The sequence below is a fragment of the Virgibacillus sp. 6R genome, assembly GCF_001895305.1.
Lineage (GTDB): Bacteria > Bacillota > Bacilli > Bacillales > Amphibacillaceae > Virgibacillus > Virgibacillus pantothenticus.
Map to the genome: position 1 here is coordinate 1,227,958 of NZ_CP017762.1, position 21,849 is coordinate 1,249,806.

Annotated in this window: 22 protein-coding genes; 4 read left to right on the forward strand and 18 right to left on the reverse strand. The window is 38.9% G+C overall.

What is annotated here, in order from left to right; genetic code table 11:
• Window positions 1–971 precede the first annotated feature (971 nt).
• The 14 genes from BKP57_RS05575 to BKP57_RS05640 all read right to left on the reverse strand — a co-directional run bounded on the left by BKP57_RS05575 (window position 972) and on the right by BKP57_RS05640 (window position 13,773).
• The gene (locus BKP57_RS05575) at window positions 972–2,099 is read right to left on the reverse strand and encodes an MBL fold metallo-hydrolase (RefSeq protein WP_050351614.1); all 1,128 of its coding nucleotides are present in this window, start codon (window positions 2,097–2,099) and stop codon (window positions 972–974) included.
• A gap of 219 nt (window positions 2,100–2,318) precedes the next feature.
• Window positions 2,319–3,098, reverse strand: a complete 780-nt coding sequence (locus tag BKP57_RS05580; RefSeq protein WP_050351615.1) for a sulfite exporter TauE/SafE family protein — start codon at window positions 3,096–3,098, stop codon at window positions 2,319–2,321.
• A 499-nt stretch (window positions 3,099–3,597) separates the two neighbouring features.
• Window positions 3,598–3,825, reverse strand: a complete 228-nt coding sequence (locus BKP57_RS05585) for a sulfurtransferase TusA family protein (protein ID WP_050351616.1) — start codon at window positions 3,823–3,825, stop codon at window positions 3,598–3,600.
• Window positions 3,826–4,265: 440 nt separating this feature from the next.
• The gene (locus tag BKP57_RS05590) at window positions 4,266–4,664 is read right to left on the reverse strand and encodes a DsrE/DsrF/DrsH-like family protein (RefSeq protein WP_050351617.1); all 399 of its coding nucleotides are present in this window, start codon (window positions 4,662–4,664) and stop codon (window positions 4,266–4,268) included.
• 18 nt (window positions 4,665–4,682) lie between these two features.
• Window positions 4,683–5,255: a sulfurtransferase TusA family protein gene (locus tag BKP57_RS05595; RefSeq protein WP_072741132.1), complete on the reverse strand. Its 573-nt coding sequence runs from the start codon at window positions 5,253–5,255 to the stop codon at window positions 4,683–4,685.
• A 12-nt stretch (window positions 5,256–5,267) separates the two neighbouring features.
• Window positions 5,268–5,567 carry a rhodanese-like domain-containing protein gene (locus tag BKP57_RS05600; RefSeq protein ID WP_072741133.1) on the reverse strand — a complete coding sequence of 100 codons (300 nt, stop codon included), beginning with the start codon at window positions 5,565–5,567 and terminating at the stop codon, window positions 5,268–5,270.
• A 62-nt stretch (window positions 5,568–5,629) separates the two neighbouring features.
• Window positions 5,630–6,109 (reverse strand): DsrE/DsrF/DrsH-like family protein, encoded by a 480-nt coding sequence (locus BKP57_RS05605; protein ID WP_050351619.1) that lies wholly within the window; start codon window positions 6,107–6,109, stop codon window positions 5,630–5,632.
• Between the two features lie 307 nt (window positions 6,110–6,416).
• Window positions 6,417–6,752, reverse strand: a complete 336-nt coding sequence (locus tag BKP57_RS05610) for a rhodanese-like domain-containing protein (RefSeq protein ID WP_050351620.1) — start codon at window positions 6,750–6,752, stop codon at window positions 6,417–6,419.
• A gap of 39 nt (window positions 6,753–6,791) precedes the next feature.
• Window positions 6,792–7,151 (reverse strand): rhodanese-like domain-containing protein, encoded by a 360-nt coding sequence (locus tag BKP57_RS05615; RefSeq protein WP_050351621.1) that lies wholly within the window; start codon window positions 7,149–7,151, stop codon window positions 6,792–6,794.
• Window positions 7,152–7,293: 142 nt separating this feature from the next.
• Window positions 7,294–7,548 carry a metal-sensitive transcriptional regulator gene (locus BKP57_RS05620; protein WP_050351622.1) on the reverse strand — a complete coding sequence of 85 codons (255 nt, stop codon included), beginning with the start codon at window positions 7,546–7,548 and terminating at the stop codon, window positions 7,294–7,296.
• A 689-nt stretch (window positions 7,549–8,237) separates the two neighbouring features.
• Window positions 8,238–9,608, reverse strand: a complete 1,371-nt coding sequence (locus BKP57_RS05625) for a (Fe-S)-binding protein (protein WP_072741134.1) — start codon at window positions 9,606–9,608, stop codon at window positions 8,238–8,240.
• Window positions 9,608–11,020: a glycolate oxidase subunit GlcD gene (gene glcD / locus BKP57_RS05630; RefSeq protein ID WP_050351624.1), complete on the reverse strand. Its 1,413-nt coding sequence runs from the start codon at window positions 11,018–11,020 to the stop codon at window positions 9,608–9,610. The genes BKP57_RS05625 and glcD overlap by 1 nt, the downstream gene beginning before the upstream one ends.
• A 1,031-nt stretch (window positions 11,021–12,051) precedes the next feature.
• Window positions 12,052–13,182 (reverse strand): CdaR family transcriptional regulator, encoded by a 1,131-nt coding sequence (locus tag BKP57_RS05635; protein WP_050351625.1) that lies wholly within the window; start codon window positions 13,180–13,182, stop codon window positions 12,052–12,054.
• A gap of 123 nt (window positions 13,183–13,305) precedes the next feature.
• Window positions 13,306–13,773, reverse strand: a complete 468-nt coding sequence (locus BKP57_RS05640) for a hypothetical protein (RefSeq protein WP_072741135.1) — start codon at window positions 13,771–13,773, stop codon at window positions 13,306–13,308.
• A 193-nt stretch (window positions 13,774–13,966) separates the two neighbouring features.
• On the opposite strand from BKP57_RS05640, the gene BKP57_RS05645 reads away from it, so the two are divergent.
• The gene (locus tag BKP57_RS05645; protein WP_072741136.1) at window positions 13,967–14,953 is read left to right on the forward strand and encodes a DmpA family aminopeptidase; all 987 of its coding nucleotides are present in this window, start codon (window positions 13,967–13,969) and stop codon (window positions 14,951–14,953) included.
• Window positions 14,954–15,226: 273 nt separating this feature from the next.
• Window positions 15,227–16,654 (forward strand): aldehyde dehydrogenase family protein, encoded by a 1,428-nt coding sequence (locus BKP57_RS05650; protein WP_050351628.1) that lies wholly within the window; start codon window positions 15,227–15,229, stop codon window positions 16,652–16,654.
• Between the two features lie 876 nt (window positions 16,655–17,530).
• On the opposite strand, the gene BKP57_RS05655 is transcribed toward BKP57_RS05650, so the two are convergent.
• The 4 genes from BKP57_RS05655 to BKP57_RS05670 all read right to left on the reverse strand — a co-directional run bounded on the left by BKP57_RS05655 (window position 17,531) and on the right by BKP57_RS05670 (window position 20,369).
• A complete protein-coding gene (locus BKP57_RS05655; protein WP_050351629.1) occupies window positions 17,531–17,761 on the reverse strand; it encodes an excisionase family DNA-binding protein in 231 nt (76 codons plus the stop codon).
• Between the two features lie 197 nt (window positions 17,762–17,958).
• Complete coding sequence (locus tag BKP57_RS05660; protein ID WP_072741137.1) at window positions 17,959–18,993, reverse strand: S66 family peptidase; 1,035 nt, start codon at window positions 18,991–18,993, stop codon at window positions 17,959–17,961.
• Window positions 18,974–19,306: a nucleoside/nucleotide kinase family protein gene (locus BKP57_RS21610; protein WP_050351631.1), complete on the reverse strand. Its 333-nt coding sequence runs from the start codon at window positions 19,304–19,306 to the stop codon at window positions 18,974–18,976. Before BKP57_RS21610 ends, BKP57_RS05660 begins: the two co-directional genes overlap by 20 nt.
• Window positions 19,307–19,505: 199 nt before the next feature.
• The gene (locus tag BKP57_RS05670; protein ID WP_072741138.1) at window positions 19,506–20,369 is read right to left on the reverse strand and encodes an aminoglycoside 6-adenylyltransferase; all 864 of its coding nucleotides are present in this window, start codon (window positions 20,367–20,369) and stop codon (window positions 19,506–19,508) included.
• A 532-nt stretch (window positions 20,370–20,901) separates the two neighbouring features.
• Here BKP57_RS05670 and BKP57_RS05675 point away from each other — a divergent pair.
• Together BKP57_RS05675 and BKP57_RS05680 are read left to right on the forward strand one after the other, a co-directional pair.
• Window positions 20,902–21,252: a PadR family transcriptional regulator gene (locus tag BKP57_RS05675; RefSeq protein ID WP_232231329.1), complete on the forward strand. Its 351-nt coding sequence runs from the start codon at window positions 20,902–20,904 to the stop codon at window positions 21,250–21,252.
• Window positions 21,242–21,835: an HAAS signaling domain-containing protein gene (locus tag BKP57_RS05680; protein WP_072741139.1), complete on the forward strand. Its 594-nt coding sequence runs from the start codon at window positions 21,242–21,244 to the stop codon at window positions 21,833–21,835. Before BKP57_RS05675 ends, BKP57_RS05680 begins: the two co-directional genes overlap by 11 nt.
• Window positions 21,836–21,849 lie beyond the last annotated feature (14 nt).

Here is a 21,849-nt window from a genome sequence, read left to right on the forward strand (position 1 = left end):
CGCTGCTTTTTTCCTACAATAGATCTTAGAAAGACTTTATTTGAATACATTATGAAAATAATATTCTCTGAAATAAAACAAACCTTAAAATATTAGGTCAGTGAGCTTTTTCTACCCTTCCCTGATGATTAGTACCATAAAGGAAGACCTATAGGGCTCTAAACAGAATAGGACATTTGACTTATAGGTTGATCTCACACTTCCCCCTCAATTTATAGCACTGACGGCAGAGCTTACTAACATAAATTTCTTCTTCAATATATGTAAATTACTGGATCAAAAACGAGCGCCAATATTAGCTTTGGCTTAACCTGTATCAACCATTCTAGTAATACAATTTTATAAACCTAGTATGTTACATACAAAAATGAGCATACTCCTTCCTTTTTCAATCCTGTACTCGGCTATATCGAGCATGTTCCTCCTTCCTCAAGCAGCCTTCTCCTTATATCGAGCATTTCTCTTACTAACTGAAGCAAAGGTTAAAGCCTATCCATAGAAGAACAAAGGCGCGGGGCGTCCGTTTAGCAACGTAAGCGAATGGAACGAATCAACTAAAGATAAAGTGAACCTTCCATCAGCGGGGTTTTCTTCGTCCCCGCTGATAAGTTAGTTGAACGAATCGGGGATTTAGGTGCTGTTACCTCTCGCTTCGACTTGTTTAGCTTACCGCTTCCATTCCTGAAGTGGGAGTCTACAACGCCTTTTTACGGGATAAAGGAATCATGCCACTAAAACAGGGGTATGCCGACGTCTGGGCGGCAAGCCCGTTTTTAGTCGGCCTTCTTCTTTGTGACGAACCGATGAGGCCTTATCGTAGGGCGCATTTCTAAAGTCGCATCGTTGCTGGGCTCATGCTCCGGACGTGACTAGTCAGTTATTTCGTTATCTACAAGCACCTAATTTTATTGGTTCCTATACAACGAAAAAAGACTGCCCCAAAACTTTTGAGACAGTCTAATATTGATTATTTATCTGACCGCACAGCGGTTTGGGCCAATCTCCATCTCGCGTTGCTTTTCTTCGTCAGGTGTATTTTTACCCATATTAGTTTGGCGAATTTCCTGATATGCATTTGGCTGAGGCGGTAAATTTTCGGTAACCATTTTTCTGAATTCAGCTTCGCTTTCAATATTTAAACCGTGGTTATCGGCAAATAGTTTGCCAAGTTTTTCAGCAACTGTACCATCATCATTCAGTTCTTGAATAATCATATAGTGAGCTGGAAGAACGATCAACTCATCGGACAATTCACGGTAGCGATGATATAACGTTTCCCGAAGATCTCCCACCCAATCTTCCGCAAGTCCAGCTAAATCAGGTCTTCCAATGGAATCAATAAATAAAATATCACCGGTTAGTAAATATTTTTCATCAACAACAAAGGAAGTAGAGCCAATGGTATGCCCTGGGCTGTATAGAGCATAGATGTTTATGGTCGTATGTCCAATTTTTATTTCTTCACCATCTTCTAATGGTTGATAATCAAATACAACTTCTCCGGCATCTTTAGGTGGCAGCCAATACGTAGCTCCAGTTTCTTTTGCGATCGCTCTCCCCCCAGAAATGTGATCTGCATGTAAATGTGTGTCTAATACATGTTTAACCGTTACTCCAAGTTCCTGCGCAAACCCAGTGAAAACCTCTGTCATTCGAGTCGGATCAATAATCGCAGCTTCTTCATTTGATACAACCATATAAGACAGGCAACCTTTTCCTAACCGAACAAATTGGTACAGCTCGCCACCATTGCTTAAATCTCCAACTTTAACCGGCTCCATATATTCGCTCCAAGCTTTCATACCACCTTCTAAATAAGAAACATTTATTCCTTGTTCGGATAACATTTCAGCAACCATGACAGAAGAGCCTTCTTTTGCACAAACAACTAAAATTTCTTTATCCGTTGGCAGTTTATCTAAAATATCTTCTACACCGTCAATAAGATCAAAATAAGGAACGTTTAGATAGGAGAAGTTTTCCCCTTCTATTTTCCAATCTTCAAAGTCACTATTATTACGAACATCCAAAATAAATAGTTCTTCCTTTTGAATAACCTTTCTTGCCAATACTTGAGACTTCATTGCTTTAAAAGACATTTTCATTCCTCCGTTAAACATTATATTTTATCCACAATCAGTAGAAACTAGGTGTTTCGATTCATTTAGGTAACGAATAATCCGATCAAATAAATACCCACGCAGGTATTATTTAATGTAAAAAAATACATTGTTTCATATCCTCTTTAGGTACATCGTTGTCCCTAGTAACCCGAGAAAATAATTCCTAACATTTGCCCTGTTATCATAACAGGTATTTTAAACAAGTAAATCCCACCAAATTTTAATTGCTGTAGCCAGAATTAAAAATGCGAGTATGGATTGTAACAGTTTCGTATTCACACGTTTTCCAACTTCTGCTCCAATAGGCGAAGCAATTAAACTTGCAACAATCATTACAATAGCAGGAATGAGCAATACCTGACCTGTGGCTACTTTTCCAATAGTTGACCCAATAGAAGAAATAAACGTAATAGCCAAAGAACTTGCAATGGTTACCCGTGTTGGTATTTTTAAGACAATAATCATAATAGGTACTAGTATAAAGGCTCCTGCAGCACCTACAATCCCAGCTGCAATCCCTACAATAAAGGATAATCCAGCAGCAACGGATTTATTAAACGTCACATCAGTCAAATTTTCTTGATTATCATTTGATTTTGGCATAAACATCATGATTACTGCAATGGTAGCTAAAACGGCATACACAATGTTAATTGCAGATTCTGACAACAAATTCGAACCATAGCCTCCGATTAAACCACCAATCAAAATACTAACTCCCATATATATGATTAAATCTTTGTTTAAATACCCGCCTTTACGATAGGCCCATACCCCTCCGATTGTAGCAAAAAACACTTGCACAGCACTAATACCCGATACTTCATGCGCACTAAAGGCGGCAAATCCAAGCAAAGGAGGAATATATAATAGCATTGGGTATTTTATAATAGAACCCCCGATACCCACCATACCTGAAATAAACGAGCCTACAAAACCAATAATAAAAATAATGATAAAAAATTCTATACTCATACGTTATATCCCTCCTCTGTAACAGCATATACTTCCAAAAAATTCCTGTTTTATTAAACTATGGACACATTTTTTTCTATCGCTTTATTCATACAAACTTAATGAAAAAAGATGCTTGTATAAAGTGAATCTTCCATCAGTGGGATTTTTCATTCCCCCCCCACTGACTGTTAGTACCGTACTGGTATGACATAAAAGACCTCTGAATGAATCGGGCATTTAGGTGCTGTTATCTCCCACTTAGACTTGGTTGCGGTACAAATGATCCAACTCCTGAAGCGGGAGTCTTAAGCACCTTATATATGGGATAAAAATCCAACTCTGCCGATCAAGTCTTACTTAGTTTTCTTGTAAACGTACTTTTTACAGATAGATAACGATATTCTGATTACACATCATACTATTCGTATAGTTAGGTTTGTCATTTAATATTTAAAGCGTACTTTTGAATCTGATTATTAAATTGGTATAACTTTCCCGGGCATGGCCCGGAAAGTTATTATGCCTTCTTAATCCAAAACTTAAATACATCGCCTTCTTCAGCTTCTTTTACTAATTCATGCCCACCAGACTTAGCCCAAGCCGTTAAATCACTTTTCGAACCTTGATCTGTCGTATGCACTTCTAAAATCTCTCCGGAGTTTATTTCTTCAATTGCCTTTTTTGTTCTCACGACCGGCATTGGACATGCCAACCCTTTTGCATCTAATACTTTTACTGCTTCCATGATTATATCCTCCTTTAAATTATCTCAAACCGTATGTCGGTTTCATCTTATTGTAGTTTTATTGTTAATAGGAATTTCTAATATTTTTTTCTGTCCGAGTTTAGTCGGGCTACAATTTGTTATTATCCTATAAAGTGAATCTTCCATCAGTGGGTGTTTTCATTCACCCTCACTCTTAGTACCGTAATGGTATGACCTAAAGCCCCCCTCTAAACGAATCGGGCATTTAGGTGCTGTTATCTCTCACTTAGACTTGTTACAGGTATAGATCAACTCCTGAAGCTGGAGTCTTACGGCACCTTATATACGGGGTAAAATGTAAGCACTTTACTCGTCAACTCTCTTGAAATGTTAGATCCTTACTTTAAATCTGAACGATTTGCTAGTCATGTTTTTCCATCATATTAGCTTAAATATAAGTTTTTTCGACCTTATGCCTATTAGAATGTTAATGTCATATTTGCATCTTTGGCATATTCAATGAAGGATGCTGCTCCAGCAACTTCAATACCATCGATAAATTGATCTTTTTCCAATTTCAAAACATCCATGGTCATTTGACATGCTAACATTTTCACATCTAGCTCTTGGGCGATAGTTAATAATTCCTCAATGGAAGGAGCATTTGCTTGCGTAAATCCTGTTGCAAAATGTTCTTTTCCTTCAGGCAATGGCAGATTTTTATGTGCTTCTTTATGAATTAAGTTTAAACCTTCAAATGTGAAAAAAATACCTACTTCAGCATCGGATGCAGCAGCTGCAGTTGCCAGATTAAATACTTTATACGCATCAAATAGACCTCCATTTGATGCAATGATCGCTACTTTAGTATTTGCCATTCTTCCATGCCTCCTTGATTAATTATCGTGATTTAGCGGTCCTTCCCACTTTGTCATTCCGGGAACAACATTGATTACATTTTTAAATCCTTGTTCAGTCAATTTTTGTGCAGCTAAATCACTACGACTACCTGTACGACATATAACGTATAATCCATCTTGTTTATTTAATACGTCTATTCTTGTTTCCAGTTCACCTAGAGGGATATTGATCGCACCTGGAATATGACCGAAAGCAAATTCCGCCGGCTCACGAACATCAAGTATGGAGACTGCTTCGTCTCCTTCTACTTTTGCACGTAATTCATTTACATCGACCACGTTATCGTGTTTTGTTTCATCTTTTTTCTCTGCTTCACTCGCCACACGGATATAGTGCTTCAGCACATCTCCGTTTTCTACCGTACCAATATACTGATGCCCTGTACTTTCAGACCAAGCTTTTATATCTGCAGTAGATCCCTGATCTGTAGCTTGCACTTCAATCACTTCACCAGCTTTTAAATGACTGATTGCTTTCTTTGTTTTTACAATTGGCATTGGACACGATAGTCCTTTTGCATCCAATACTTCATTTGCTGTAATACTCACCTTTATTCCCCCTTACTTTTCTACTTCAGCATTCCATGCAAGCATGCCACCAGCAACATTTGTGCAATCGATGTGATGTTCAGCTAAAACCTCACACGCCGTTGCACTTCTGCCACCAGAACGACAAATGATATAATAATGTTTTTCTCTATTTAATTCCGTTACACGCTTTGCTACTTCTCCTAATGGAATGTGGTGTGCCCCTGGAATTTTTCCTAACGCTACTTCATCATCCTCACGAACATCAATAATATTAATTTGCTTATCTTGTTTATATTTTTCCATTAATTCTTTCGTTGTAATTTCCTTCATTTCTATCCCTCCATAATGTTTTTCGCATTTGCAATAGTTATATACAAATACGTGTATAACCATTAAATAAATAACGTAATATTTGCGTCTTCGGAATCCCCGACATATGCTCCGACGCCACCGTATTCAATATTGTCCAGCAATTCTTCTTTTTGAAGTCCTAATAAATCCATCGTCATCGTACAAGCAAGTAACTTCACATCCTGCTCCTGTGCCATAGAAATTAAATCTGGCAACGGCATAGCATTATGTTTTTTCATTACCTGTTTAATCATTTTGGGACCCATGCCTAGATAATTCATCTTGGATAAGCCCATTTTATCTGCGCCACGTGGCATCATTTTTCCAAACATCTTTTCCATAAATCCTTTTTTCAGAGGAACTTGATTGTCTTTACGTAACGCGTTCAAGCCCCAAAACGTATGAAAAATTGTTACTTCATGATCATAGGCAGCAGCACCATTTGCGATAATATAAGCAGCCATTGCTTTATCGTATTCACCACTAAATAAGATAATGGTTGTTCTCTTTTTTTCAGGCATACTCAAACTCCTCTCTTCGTATACATATAGGTGTACGGGTATAGTGAATTGTAAAAAAATAAGCGATTGTTATCATCACTACTGTTATCATAATTTAACAACAAATCATTTGTCAACTGTAAATCCCAAAAATATTTACTTATAAATGGCGACATTACTTGGAACCAAATCGGCTTTTTTGATGAAGCTGCTCTTCATTAGAGCAGCCACCCTGTTAATTATGAACGTTCTTGCAATGTTCGTTACATTAGAAAAACTTGGCTATTCGGTTATTTCGTTATCCACAAGCACCTCATTTTATAGTTGTCTATCCAATAAAATAATATCCCTTTACAGAAAATCCTTTATTACGTAAAAATCTAGTTGCCATATTTTTTTCTACTTTGCTTGAAGCAACTAGAATAACTGAACAGCCAGGAATATCTTGGTAATGGCGGTTTAAATATGCTAGCGGTAAACACAAGGCTTGATCGAGCTTGTCTTTATAGGACGTATTATAATCTCTTAGGTCCACTAACACGGTATGATCACTATGGGCGATAAGTTTGTCTTTTTCTATACTTCTAACTCCCCGCACCGGGATATATCTTTTATATACAACATATAGAATAAAAGCGACTATCCCAATTAATAGCAACTCCATATTACAGCTCCTTTATAGGTCAGGGGCAGCATATATCTATTATACCCAGGCACCCATGCCACCTTTTACATTAATAATTTTTTCAAAACCTTGCTTTTTTAACATTTTCGCGGCACGCATACTCCGCATGCCACTTTGACAAATAATCACAACTTCTTTTTGTTTGTCTAAATCCCCGGTCCGCTTTGCAAGTTCATGCAAAGGTATATTTTTGAATGGTTTTCGGTGATTCGATTTATATTCTTGTGGCGTCCGAACATCAATAAATTGGACTTGTTTATCTTTCAATTTCTTTTTCACTTCTTGCGATGTCAATTGTGTGATGCCTTTTACCGGCATAAATCTGCTAATGATAAAGATAATTGCTAAAGCAATGATTACCCATTGAATGATTTCCATACGCTTCTCTCCTTCAAAATAGGGGTGGGGGTATTATTCCAGGAACAAAAGACTTAGAATTCGTGTAAACATAAAATATAGAGCTCTTATAAAGACAGTCATTACTATACCAATCTACTTTTCCCTTTGTCAAACACGATGCTTATCTGCTTTTTACAAGCAGATTCACTGCTTCATTAATTAACGGTTCTGCGTCCTCATCATCTGCCTGACGAATACAAGCTTCAAGGTTTTTGCTGACTACGATAGCAGAAGTTCTATCTAAGGCGCTTTTCACTGCTGATAATTGCATCACGACATCTTTACAATCTTTCTCTTCTTCCATCATTTTGATAATCCCTCTGATTTGGCCTTCAATCCGTTTCATACGATTTTTCACTTTTGTATCATATTTCATGGCTACTAACTCTCCTTTCTTCCATTTAGGTTAAGCCTTTTTCGTTACAATAAATGTAATTCTCTAGATTAGAATTTGGAACAAAATAAAGCGCTTATAACTGAAATCAAAATTTGACATTTCCTTTTAATAAAATATGAAGCAATAGATTGAATAGTTTTTTTCATTATTCCTACTCCATAATATACCCTAGTAGGTATTTTGTCAACAATAGAAAATATACCATTTTTAGTAACAGCTCGTTGCAATAAAGATGAATTCCCGACAAGCTAAGCTACTGAGAAATCTAAGTGACCATATTAACATAGCGTAAATAGTTTGCTAGCTGTTGGAGCTAAATACAATACCATACGTACTATCTAGAATGAGACTTGCGTATTCGCCAATGAACAAAGGCGCAAGCGCCCGTTTAGCAACGTAGCGAATGGAACGAATCAACTGAGATAAAGGAATCACGGTGAGGCGACGAACCGATGATGACTTATCGTAGGGCGCATTTCTAAAGTCGCCTAGTTGCTGGGCTCATGCGCGGGACGTGGCTATTCAGTTATTTCGTTATCTCCAAACACCTAATTTTATACTTTCTTATTCTGCAAGAAGGACCGCAGCATGATCACTACGGCCTTCGCTTTCACTTATATTGTTTTGGTTTAATCCTGCTTTTAATGATGTGAAACAACTTTCGTCCCCTATACTTGAGCAGCAGCAACTTGCTTAGTTGCCTTTTTGTTATCGTTTGCTCGTTCATAAGCTGCCAGTAAAAAATCGACAATATGGACGGCATCCATGACCTGAGACAAGCCTTCTCTTTCAATTCCGAGCTTCATTTGCAGCAAGCAACCTGGGTTTGCAGTTACGATCGTTTTGGCTTTGGTATTCATAGCTTGCTCCATTTTATAGTCTAAAATTTGCATCGACATTTTCGATTGGACAATATTATAGATTCCAGCTGAGCCACAACAGCGACTAGCATCGGTCATCTCAACATACTTAACACCGGCAATCGACTCCAATAATTGTCTAGGCTCCATAAACGTTTTTTGCCCATTTTTCAAATGGCAGGAGTCTTGATACGTAACGATTTGCTCTGGCAGAGACAGCGGTTGTTTATGAAAGTCTAATTCTACTAATATCCGCGTAATGTCTTTAATTTTTGCACAAAAACGATCTGCACGTTCATCCCAATCCGGATCATTTTTTAAAAGATGTGCATATTCAACTAGGAAAGCACCACATCCACCAGCATTCGTTATAATATAATCCACTTCCGCTTCTTCAAAAGCTGCAATATTGCGTTTGGCCATTTCTCTAGCCTGGTCCAGTTCACCGCTATGCCCATGTAATGCTCCACAGCATGCTTGCGTTTCCGGCACGACAATTTCACAGCCCGCATATTGCAACAACTTGATCGTTGCATCGTTCGTTTTCATAAACATCGTATCCATTAAGCAACCAGAGAAAAAGGCAACCTTCTTTTTACGGGTTGTATGTAACGGCTGTAAGTGGCGTGGGCGTTCCTTCATTTCAGCGCGTTTGGGAACAGTTGGAAGAACCTTTTCCATTGTCCGCATCGTCTCAGGGAAAAGCTTCATGACTCCCGTAGCTTGCGCAAGCTTTTGTGCGCCAGAACGCTGATAAAAGCTAAGTAATCCAGTAAGACCAATCATTCGGTTTTGCTGTGGAAATATATTTTTCAGGAAGATTCCTTTCATGACTTTTTCAGGCAATGTAGGTTTTTTACTTTGATAAATAGCATCTCTTGCTTGTTCCAGTAATCGACCAAAATTGACACCAGAAGGACAAACTGGTTCGCAAGCTCGGCAACCGAGACACAAGTCAATCGATTCCTTCACTTCTTCACTTGGCTCTATAACACCATCCACTAACCCCTTCATTAAAGCAATTCGTCCACGAGGTGAATGTACCTCATTTCTACCTGTTTCAACATACGTCGGGCAACTCGGAAGACAAAAGCCGCAACGGGTACAGTTCATTAATTCATCGTAATCCATTTTCTCTTGAAAGGCGGTCTGAATGCGTTGTTTTTCTTGCGTATCCATTATTTTTCCACCCCCGTGCTCTGCTTCGTGTGCGGGTCAAACATTTTCCCAGGATTCATAATCGCATTAGGATCTAACGCTTTTTTGATACTACGCATCGCTTCTAACCCATGCTCTCCTGCTTTTAAATGTAAATATGGAAGCTTCATCATCCCAACACCGTGCTCACCTGTAATGGTTCCCCCAAGCTCAACAGCCTTTTCAAAGATTTCTGCAAATGCTTTTTCTACCAGTTCAATTTCTTGCTCATTACGGGCATCAGTTAAGCAAGTCGGATGCAGATTCCCATCACCTGCATGCCCAAATGTACAAATTGTCAATTGGTACTTTTCAGCAATTTCGCCAATTGCCTTTACCATTTTAGCAATTTTCGAGCGTGGAACCGTCGCATCTTCCAAAATCGTCGTTGGCTTCAATCGAGATAAAGCAGATAATGCTGTTCTCCGTGCTGCTGTCAATTGCTCTGCCTCTTCATTTGTTTGCGCAACTTGCACGTCAAATGCCCGATTGTCTCTACATAACGTAGCAATCTTCTCCATATCACGAGCTACCACCTCAGCTGCACCATCCTGTTCGATTAACAGCACAGCCTTTGCTTCCGTTGGTAAGCCGATTTTAGCGTAGTCTTCTACCACTTGCACCGTCGCTTGGTCTAAAAATTCCAAGGTTGCCGGAATAATCCGATTCGCAATAATCGCTGACACACTTTCAGCAGCTGCTTCTAAATCATGATAGAGAGCAAGCATTGTTTGCTTCGTTTCTGGCTGTGGTATTAATTTTAAAATTGCTTCTGTTATTACACCTAATGTCCCCTCTGCCCCAACATACAATCTCGTCAAATCATAACCAGCTACGTCTTTGGCAAGTTTTCCGCCTGTTTGAATAATTTCACCATTTGGTAAGACGATTTCCAGACCAAGTACATAATCTCTTGTTACACCATACTTAAGGCCTCGCAGTCCTCCAGAGTTTTCGCTAATATTGCCACCAATCTGCGATATATGCATCGACCCTGGATCTGGAGGATAGAAAAGACCAACTTGTTGGGCTGCTTCTAAAATATCTTTTGTATATACCCCAGACTGTACAGTTATCGTTAAATTTTCTTCATCAATTTCCAAAATTTTTCGCATATGCTTAAAAATAAGCACAATTCCACCTTCTGAAGGTGTTGTACCTGCACATAGATTGGTTCCTGATCCACGAGGTACAATCGGAATCCGATGTTCATTACACACTTTTACAACCGCCGCAACCTCATGTTTATTCCGCGGGGCCACCATCGCATCAGGCAATGCTTGATACCTGGCAGTTGAATCATACGAATACGCTAACAAGCTAGCATTGTTATCCTCTACATTTTCTTCCCCTACAATGGCGATTAACTTTTCTCTTACATCCCTTTTTAACATACACATTCTCCTACATAGTAATAATTCCATTTTAAGAAAAATTCAAAGAAAAAGATATGTACGAACGAACAAAAAAATGACTTTGAAAACGAATTCCTTTGTTCGAAAGTCCAATTATTAGATGGTGTTGACTTAATCTAATTTAAAATAACCGGAAGTTCATACGCAGAAAGTGAGGTGCAAATTGAAGTGGAAGATGAACAACTGTATTTTCAAGAAGATATCGGCATCTTTGTAATTCCAAAACTTTTTCTTTTTTGAACTGACGAACAAAGGCGCAGGGCGTCCGTTTGCAACGTAGCGAATGGAACGAATCAACTAAAGATAAAGTGAACCTTCAATCAAGGGTTTTCTTCATCCCCGCTGATTGTTAGTACCACCAGGGTATGACCTAAAGGCCCTTGAACGATCGGGGATTTAGGTGCTGTTACCTCCCACTTCGACTTGTTTAGCTTACCGCTTCCATTCCTGAAGTGGAAGTCTACAACGCCTTTTTACGGGATAAAAGAATCATGCCACTAAAACAGGGGTATGCCGACGTCTGAGCGGCAAGCCCGTTTTTAGTCGGCCTTCCTCTTAGCGACGAAACGATGATGATTTATCGTAGGGCACATTTCTAAAGTCGCATCATTGCTGAGCGATGGAGCCGGATATGACTAGTCGGTTATTTCGTTATCCACTAGCACCTCATTTTATCGTTTCCTATACAATAAAAAATTCCCTAAAAACGCTATCTAGCAAAAGTTGTGCTTTAATTCCGGTCACAATTGTGAACTTCGGCGAATTAGTTATGAACTTCGAGCAACCTCCTTATGAACTTCGGCGATTTTATTGTCAACTCCGGCGGACTCGCTGTGAACTTCGGCTATTTTCCACTTTATACTAAAAGATAAAATCCCGAGGTCCGCTAAGCTCTCAGGATTTTGTCAATTCTGTTGTGCATTTGCCTCATCTGTCCCCTGCTTTATGTCAAATTCAGCGTCAAAAATTGCGTCTTATTCATAACAAGACATAATTAGCATAACAGCGAATTATTTTTCACTGTATATTACAGCATACGTATGAAAACGAAATGCGATATACAATAACATAACATCATTGATATTTTTTAAATTTAAATGCGTGATTTCAGCAATTCGATTTAACCGATAATGCAGTGTGTTCTTATGAATATGTAAAGCATTCGCTGTTACTTGTGTTTGCAAATCATGGGAAAACCAGCTTGCTAATGTCTTCATTAGCTCTTGTTCTTTTGAAAGTTCCTTTAATGTACGCTTCATAAATTTTTCCTTCGTCTCCGCACTGATTTCATGCTCCAGCATTTCAAAGCGTAAGTCCATTTCAAATACAATCGGATCGTTCTCGTTAGCATGTTCACTGGATTTTACAGCTTGGGAAAATGAATTAGATAGCTGCTCTGACTCCGTAACATTCCCTACTCCCGCATATAGACGTTCTCCTAGCTCATCATATACAGAGTCCATAAACCTCAAAAGATGATGCTCTAGCCGTGATTCGTTCACAGGCTCTATTAGCATAACAATCCGATCTTGCCCCCACCGAACGAATAAAGCTTCTATGGAATAGTCCCAAGTGGATTTTAACTTTTCGAATCGATGGTAAGATAGACCCGTCTGGAGTTCCTCGCGTTTTAATACAACAACTTGCTTATACGCTTCCATATCAATGTGGAAAAATTTACTTCTTTCCATCAAGCTCGGATAACTGCTTGTATGGTTCAGCCAGTCAAAGACAAAAAATTCTAAATCGCGAGCTTTACTTTCCTGATTCATCCTCATAACCGTATCTTGGATAAAAAGTTCGGTCACTTTTTGCACCAGCCTTGCATAAGGTTCCACAATCATTGGGTCTCCAGTGATCCCTAATACTCCTAAAGGGATTTTATTAATTATAATGGGGAAAACAACACCTTCCCTTACACCATACAATTTTTCTGTAAGCTCTTTTGACATAATCATTTTTTCTTGGTGTTGCATTGCTATCGAAGCACCCTCATGATAATTTCCGATCCGTTTTGCATCTGTACTCGCTACAATAAAGCCTTGCTGATCGGTTACAATCACTTCTTCATTAATGAGCCGATTCATTTCTTGAACTATCGAATTGTATAACTGATCCGTTTGCAGCAAAATATTTTCCAATGCCGTCACCTACTTATTTGTTACTAACTTTATTTTACCATGTTGCAAAATAAGCTGCTTTGGTTTAATTTTCTCGATTAATAATCTGTCAGTTTACAAACGTAATTCCTTGAATGCACGGAGTTATTCTAAATCAATAACAAGCGTTTTCGTATCCTTGTTAAATCGATGCTCCATATTTGCTAGTTCTTCACCCACATAATTATATAAGACTCCCTTATAATCTGCATCCAGCTGCTCGCTGGCGCTATATACAGAGATTTGATATAGTAAATTTTTCTCCAAGGTAAGTGTTAACCCTTGTTCCTCGTATACAGCATAATAATCACCTGATTTAAAATCCACATAAGTTGGAGTTTCCTCCGGCCTCACTCTAATAATATATGTTTCTTCCAAATCTGGGTCATTTATGTTAATGACAGCTTCTATTGTTCCTTTTTCATCGTGATTGGAATTGGGGTTCGAACTGGAATTGGAATTGGAACATCCAAAACTGACGAATAACATAAAAAGAGCGCTAGCCGAGAAAAAGGCTAAGTATAACCGTTTTTGCAGTTCTCTTATTTTCCTTCTACCAACTATATCATTCACTGCATCTTCCTCCTTTTTGAATTCTGATAAAGGAAAGTTTTAATTGCAACCTAGACGCTAATTCATTAGACTAGTAAGTAATATTCTTATAATTCCATTTATTACAGCATACATGATGTTTGAGCTAGATTCCATAAGTGTTGTTTCCGATTTTCTCTAGTCATATATAGATATAGAATAGGAGTATGATGATATGAAGCTAAAAAAAGGAAAAAACAACTGTATTACCGATATACGTGGAGTCCAAGTCGGTCATATTTCGTTATATGAAAAATTAGATAACAAAACAACCATCTGCACTGGCGTAACAGCGATCTTGCCACACCATAACAATCTGTTTCACCATAAAGTTCATGCGGGAAGCGCTGTGTTAAATGGGTTTGGTAAAACAACAGGTCTAATCCAAGTGAATGAACTCGGACTCCTTGAATCACCGATTATGCTTACTAATACATTTAGCGTCGGGGCTGTCTGGCAAGGTGCACTCGATTATATGCTCGGCACAACCGAAGAAATTGGCGATACAACGAGTTCGATTAATATCGTTGTTGGCGAATGTAATGACAGCTATTTAAACACTGCTCGTTACCCTTCCGTTAAACCAGAGCATGCCATAAAAGCTATTGAATTAGCTTGTCCTTCCCCAGTAGTAGAAGGTGCTGTTGGCGCTGGAAAAGGGATGGTTTGCTTTGGGTACAAGGGTGGGATTGGAACAGCTTCACGTATCGTTAAACACGAATCAACAAGCTACCAGATTGGTTGTCTTGTATTAAGTAATTTCGGTAAACGCGAGGATGCGTTATTTGCTGACTGGGGGCCTATCAAACAGGATACCCCAGATGGTTCAATAATGATTATTTTAGCAACAGATGCTCCACTTCAGGAAAGACAATTGCAGCGTCTGTCCAAACGTTGCGCAGCAGGTTTAGGGCGGACTGGAAGCCATTTGGACAACGGGAGCGGAGATATTGCGTTTGCTTTTTCAACAGCAACTACCGTTTCTCACACATGGAAGCAGATCACCGATACCATTAATTTTTTGCGAGACGACCATCCGCTTATGAATCAACTTTTTCAAGCAGTCGTCGAAATCGTTGAAGAATCCATTATACGCTCTTTACAAATGGCGGAAACAACGGTAGGACGAATGGGAAGAATTGTAGAAAAAGCACCGTTATAAAGTCAACCTTCAAGCCGTGAGGGGGGGCCCCCCACGACTTATTCGTACAGTAATGATGTAATGGTATGACCTAAAGTTTCGCTTACGAAATAAGGCATTTTAGGTGCTGTTATCTCCTACTTAGACTTGTTGCAGTATGGATTCTCCACTTCTTGAGTTGGAAGTCTTATAGCACCTTATATGTGGGATAAATTTAACCTAGCAAAGTTTAAATGTACCTATCTCAGGGAACACCTCCTCTACAACTATTTTTAGTAAGGAGTGATGAATCGCATGCGTACAAATCTAAACCATTTCATCAACGGGGAATGGGTCGCTTCAACAGGTTCCGAAACCATCCAGGTGATTAACCCAGCAACGGAAGAAGTCATTGGTGAAATTAGCTCTGGCACAAAAGAAGATTTGGATAAAGCAGTATCGGCAGCAAAAACATCATTTCCATCCTTTTCGAAAACCACAAAAGAAGAAAGAATGGAATTGCTCAAATCGATAGCAGCTGAGTATGAAAACAGAAAAGACGAGCTTATCGAAGTAATAACCGAAGAATTAGGCTCGCCTATATCTATGTCAGAAAAAGTCCATTATCACATGGGATATAACCATTTTTCACATGCAGCAGAAGCATTAAAAAACTTTTCCTTTGAAGAGGACCGAGGTGGACACAAAATCCGCAAAGAATCGATTGGTGTTAGTGGATTAATTACACCTTGGAATTTTCCTACCAATCAAACATCGACCAAAATTGCAGGTGCGATTGCAGCAGGTAGCCCAACTGTGTTAAAACCAGCTTCGATGACACCTTTTGCAGCCATGCTGTTAGCTGACATAATGAATACAGCTGGTGTTCCCAAAGGCGTATTTAATTTAGTAAATGGCTCTGGCTCAACTATCGGAACAGGAATTAGCACTCACCCGGATATTGACTTTGTCTCCTTTACAGGATCAGGTAAAGTCGGGGAGCAGATCATGAAAAACGGCGCGGAAACGATTAAAAAAGTTGCACTTGAACTCGGCGGAAAATCACCGCTTGTTGTTTTAGAAGATGCAAACATTGAGAAAGCCGCTAAAACTGCAGCTTGGAATATTATGATGAACACAGGTCAAGTCTGTTCCGCAGCAACCCGTGCTATTATTCCTGCATCAATAAAGAAACCTTTTGAAGAAGCAATAAAACAAGCACTTTCTACTTTTAAATATGGTGATCCAAAGCAGGAAGATGTTCAAACAGGACCACTTATATCTAAGGAGCAATGGGACACTGTACAATCTTATATTGAAAAGGGCGTTCATGAAGGGGCTACCCTACTCGTTGGAGGTACGGGAAAACCAGCGGGACTGAAAACTGGCTATTATGTAAAACCTACCGTGTTTACAGATGTAACAAATGATATGGTAATTGCACAAGAAGAAATTTTTGGACCCGTACTTTCTGTCATCACCTACCATGATTTAGATGAAGCTTTACACATTGCCAATGATACAGTTTATGGTCTGGCAGGCTACGTTGTCGGTAAAGATGAAAATACTCTTTCTTATGTAGCCAACAACATGAAAGCAGGACAAATTACAGTGAACAATGGAAAAACAGATTTCTTTGCTCCATTTGGAGGCTACAAACAATCTGGCATTGGTAGAGAGTGGGGCGACTTTGGGATTGAAGAATATCTTGAAGTGAAAGCAATTATGGGGTTATCCTCCTAAAGTGAACTTTCAAGCAGTGGAGTTTTATCCCCCACTGCTTGAAAATCAACTAATCATGTATTTGGCTTGCAACATCTCCTGCTTACCCTTGTAGGCTTGACAGAGAGGCTCTTACAAGCTAGTTACGGAGGGGTTCTATTGGCTCTACACTTAACCACCTCCTTTTAAGCTAAGGAAAAATGACGAAGCCGCATGATAGTAAATGTTAGCTTTACTATCATGCAGCTTCATTTTTAATACATTTTATAATAATTATTTTTTACTTATGCCCTAACCTCGGATTATTTTTTTGCAAGCAATGGAATAGGGCTACAGAACAAACGAATCAACTAAAGATAAAGTGAACCTTCCATCAGCGGGGTTTTCTTCACCCCCGCTGGTGGTTAGTACCACCAGGGTATGACCTAAAGGCCCTTGAACGAATCGGGGATTTAGGTGCTTTTACCTCCCACTTCGACTTGCTCCGCTCGCATCTTCCATTCTTGAAGTGGGAGTCTATAGCACCTTATATCCGGGGTAAAGGAATCATGCCACTAAAACTTGGGGTATGCCGACGTGTGGGCGGCAAGCCCGTTTTTAGTCGTCCTTCCTCTTAGTGACGAACCGATGATGCCTTATCGTAGAGCGCATTTTTAAAGTCGCATCGTTGCTGGGCTTATGCGCCGGACGTGGCTATTCGGTTATTTCGTTATCCCCAAGCACCTCATTTTATACTTTTGTATGAAAAAACGCTATTTACCATTATATAACTTATTTATTTTAGGTAGTATTTCAATAATCTAAACATTATAAAGCAACATTTTTCATCATAGATGGTAGCTCGCGCTCTAGGCGAGCCATGGTGGTTTCTTATCTTATTAGATAAACTACTCTCAGTTAGTCTTCATCTTTTACGTCCAAATCTTCAGGAATTGGCTCATTTAAATAGTCTTGGATCATTGCTCGGTACTTTTCCACCTGTTCAAAATGTGTTTGAAATTGTTCGCTGTTAATTAGAAACTGCTCACCATCATGAACGGCGCGGATTCTTCCCTGCAATACGAGAGCATGTATTTGCTTTTCATCTATCGACAGATATTCAGCTGTTTCAGGTATCGTCATGTACATGCGTCCTCATCCTTTCTTGATGTTCAACTTTTATCCATAGTCATTTTTAGCAATGTGGATCACGAACAAGTCTGCCAACACACCTCGCTGACATCTGCGGTAAATTAACTTGCGTCGCTATTATTTTACCATTAGTATCCATCATCGGGTTAAAACTATGCATCCTTACTTCGTGAGAACTGAACTGACTTCATTTCCTATTTTACTCCACTATCTAATATCGAAAATGTCTTCGCTTCACAGTTTATTTCAGCTATTGCCCCATATGGCAAAATAAATTTCGGCTCTGTATGACCAAAGTTCAAATTATAAAGGACTGGCAAATGCTCTAAATCATATTCTTGTAATACAGTCCTAATCACAGCTTTATATTCTTCATAATACTTCTCATTTTGCGGCTTTGCAAAAATTATACCTTTTACTACTTGTAAAATTCCTTGGACAGCATAATTTCTTAACCAGCGTTTCACAAGCTCAGGAGATGGTTTTTCTTCTGATGTTTCAAAAAATAAAATTCCATTCTTCCAACTATCCATCTTCGGCCAAAGCTCTGTTCCTTTGGCAAACTCCAATACTTCCATACATCCACCTATTAAACGCCCAGAAACAATCCCTTCTCCTTGTAGCAACTCATACCCGTGATTCGGTTGCATGTTTCTTTTTATCTGGCTGTTTGAAGGGACAAACCAATCTAAAAACTCACTCGTCCATTCCTTTGCTGGTTCAATGGTTCCAATCAGTTCATTAGAGAACAGGGTTCGCTCGATGAAATCAATCGTATACGAATGCATTTCCACATTTTCAGCAAAATCGGTTAATATCGCTGGTCCATAGAAAGAAGACAGTCCGGATTTGTAACAGAATAAATGCACGATTGTTGCATCGGAATAACCCATAAAGATTTTCGGATGATTGCGAATGACAGAAAAGTCGATATAAGGCAAAAGTCGAACACTATCTTCTCCACCAATATTAGCGATAATGGCTTTTATCGTTGGATCTTGAAAGGCTTGCATTATATCCTCTGCGCGAGCTTGTGGGTTTTCATATAAATACGCAGCACCTTTAAGACTGTTAGGCATTGGAACAACTTCGAGGTCAAACACCTCTTTTAACCGCTTCACACCAATTTCATAACGATAACGAAGCTCTGGTTCACCTGCCCCGCCCCAGCTTGGGCTGACCGTTGCCACGCAGTCACCTTTTTGCAGTTTATTTGGTTTTATTAACAAGTTTTCCACTCCCTTTTTTAAAATGAATCTTTTCCTTCACAACCTTGATTATATTTGCAACTGGCAAAGAACCATTAACAACTTCGTCAGCGGAAGCTTTCACATTTCTTCCGTGCAATAAATATTCTTTCATATAGGAAACTACATCTAGTTCATGGTAATCCCTTATTACTCCCCTTGCCATCGCGATATCCAATGGAGTATCCATGTAAATTGCCAAATCAAGCATAGCCTTTGTAGCCTCATTTAAATAAGCAAAAGGGTAATCTAGAAAAATATAGTCCAGATTAGCAGTTTCATACAGGCGTTTCACATCATGTACGAAAGAATCCAGTTTCCATTTATTATAATTCGCTCCACGCTTTATCCAACTAGCAAAATCAGTAGGGGCATTAGAAAAATGATAATCGTCAAATATAACGCTGTTGCGTTATCATACTCGACTTCCAATTGTTTTCGTTATGGTCGTTTTGCCGCTACCAGAAATGCCTGATAACGATACAATATAGGTTTTATGCATGATTTGACAGCTCCCTTATTCGCCTTAAATACATCGTGACATTGGTTACGTCTTCATGCGGGAATGCAAAATCAAGTGTATGTGCCACATGCTTAGATAACCTAGTAAACAGCTGACACATGGTAAATAAAGCTTGCCAAATTTGTTCAAAATCATTACCGCCACTATATGTCTTCATGTAGTTTTCCCAGTCCTGTTTATCTAAGTATGTGGGATAGTATTTTCCAAGTTTTCCTGAACTAGCCGAAAAATTAGTTTTCACACCAATATGCCAATCGATAATTTGCACAAGCACATTTCGGTTAATTTGTTCGTACATGAACATCGTGTAGGTTATTTCCTTTCGCCATAGCCCTTTGCCTATATTTAAGCATATCCACCAAAATTCATTACACACATCTGCAAATTCTTGCTCGCTTGGTCTTTGAATATAATAATCCTTTTCACTGGTTGGCGGTAAGTTCCCAATAAGCTGATCTTTATCCATCAGTAACATACTCAGACTGTTAAACGGTTGAAATAAAGCCAGTTTCTCTTCCGGAATCAATGTTAAATCAAGCCGATTTCCATCGATAAATTGCATTAAATAAACAAAATGACCTTTATTCTCAGGCGGTGGCGTAACCTTTTCCTCAGGCATTTGCATCATGATCCGATCACCAAAAATATCCACCCATGTATGATCAGAAGTAAAAGAAGCCATATTTTTTACCACATAAACAATATCAAAGTCTTGAAACATATCCTTTTCCACATTTGGATTTGCCCGCGAACCATTCAAAACTACTGCGCGTATCCGCTCATCCTGTTGCGCTGTTTGCATAATAAGCTGCATCATTTCCTGTTCTGTTCGCATAGATGTGCTCCTTTCATTAGCTTTATTTTTTCGACTATTTCTAATCATAGGAAATTATACCATAATGTTACGAGCAATATGTGCACGTTTATGGAAAAGAAAAAATTCAGGGATTACTTCTACTTTCACCGAACGAATTGTGAACTTCGGCGACTTAATTGTGAACTTCGAGCAATTCCTGCTATAATAGATAGCAAAGATATATATGTAGCAATGCCACCTATTGAACAAAGGCGCAGGGCGCCCGTTTAGCAACGTAGCGAATGGAACGAATCAACGGAGATAAAGGAATCACGGTGAGGCGACGAACCGATGTGGCCTTATCGTAGGGCGCATTTCTAAAGTCGCATCGTTGCTGGGCTCATGCGCCGGACGTGGCTATTCAGTTATTTCGTTATCTCCAAGCACCTAAGTTTATACTTTCTTATACTTTTAGAAAAACTTGGCTTGTCATCAAGTCTTCATCGTTTTTCTTAAACTATAAGCCATAGAGTTTTATTCCCTCATCAGTGTAAAAAGGAGGTAAGTAAAATTGTCAAATCATGATAGATGGTTTATCCAAATTCGAAAAGGGCTCGCTGAACTCGCTGTTATGATTCTGATGAAAGACAGTGCTGTTTATGGATATCAACTCACCAAAGCACTAAAGTCCAACCCCATGTTCGAGCTTTCTGATGGGTCCATTTATCCACTTTTAAAAAGATTAGAAGCTAACCAACTAGTAGATACGTATTGGGATAATCCAAATACGGGCTTACGAAGAAAGTACTACCAACTATCTACAAAAGGCGCCCAAGTTTTAACGGAACGTTTAAATGTGTTTCAACAGTCTATCGATATGTTATGGAAATTACAGGAGGAGGTTAAGAAAGATGAGGATTAAGAATACTGATACCTATTTAAGAAAATTGGAAGAAGAGTTAATTGAATTACCAAAAAAAGAACGCAAAGCCATCGTAGCTGAAATTGAAGACCATTTCTCCAATGAAATAATGGAACAAATGCATCAAGGAAAAAGCAAAGAAGACGCCGAATGGAAGGTAATTCACCAATTTAAATCTCCCAAAGACTTAGCAGAAGCATATGTAACGACATCTAGCCAAAGCAACTTCGACCAACTTACAGTATCTTTTTTTGTTATTAACCTATGGGTAGCGGGAAGTGGTGGGCTACTTGCACAATTACTAGACATCTACAATCTTGGAGGTCTGACTGCAGGCATACTTGCTGTAACCATTTCCATTATTCATCTTTTCTTTAAAAAGGATTGGCGGAAATTAGAAGTACAAGCGCTATATTATTTTAAGTGTCTAATCCCTTTTTTCCTGTTCCCAGCCTCACTTTTCATGTTTTGGCTTCATGGAGAAATTAATACGTACACCACTACTTACTTGGTCAGTTATTGGGTTTTTATTGGTTTTAGCTATCGCTTGTCTCAATGGTTTTACAAGCGAGCGTTAAACTGACTTTAATGTTACCA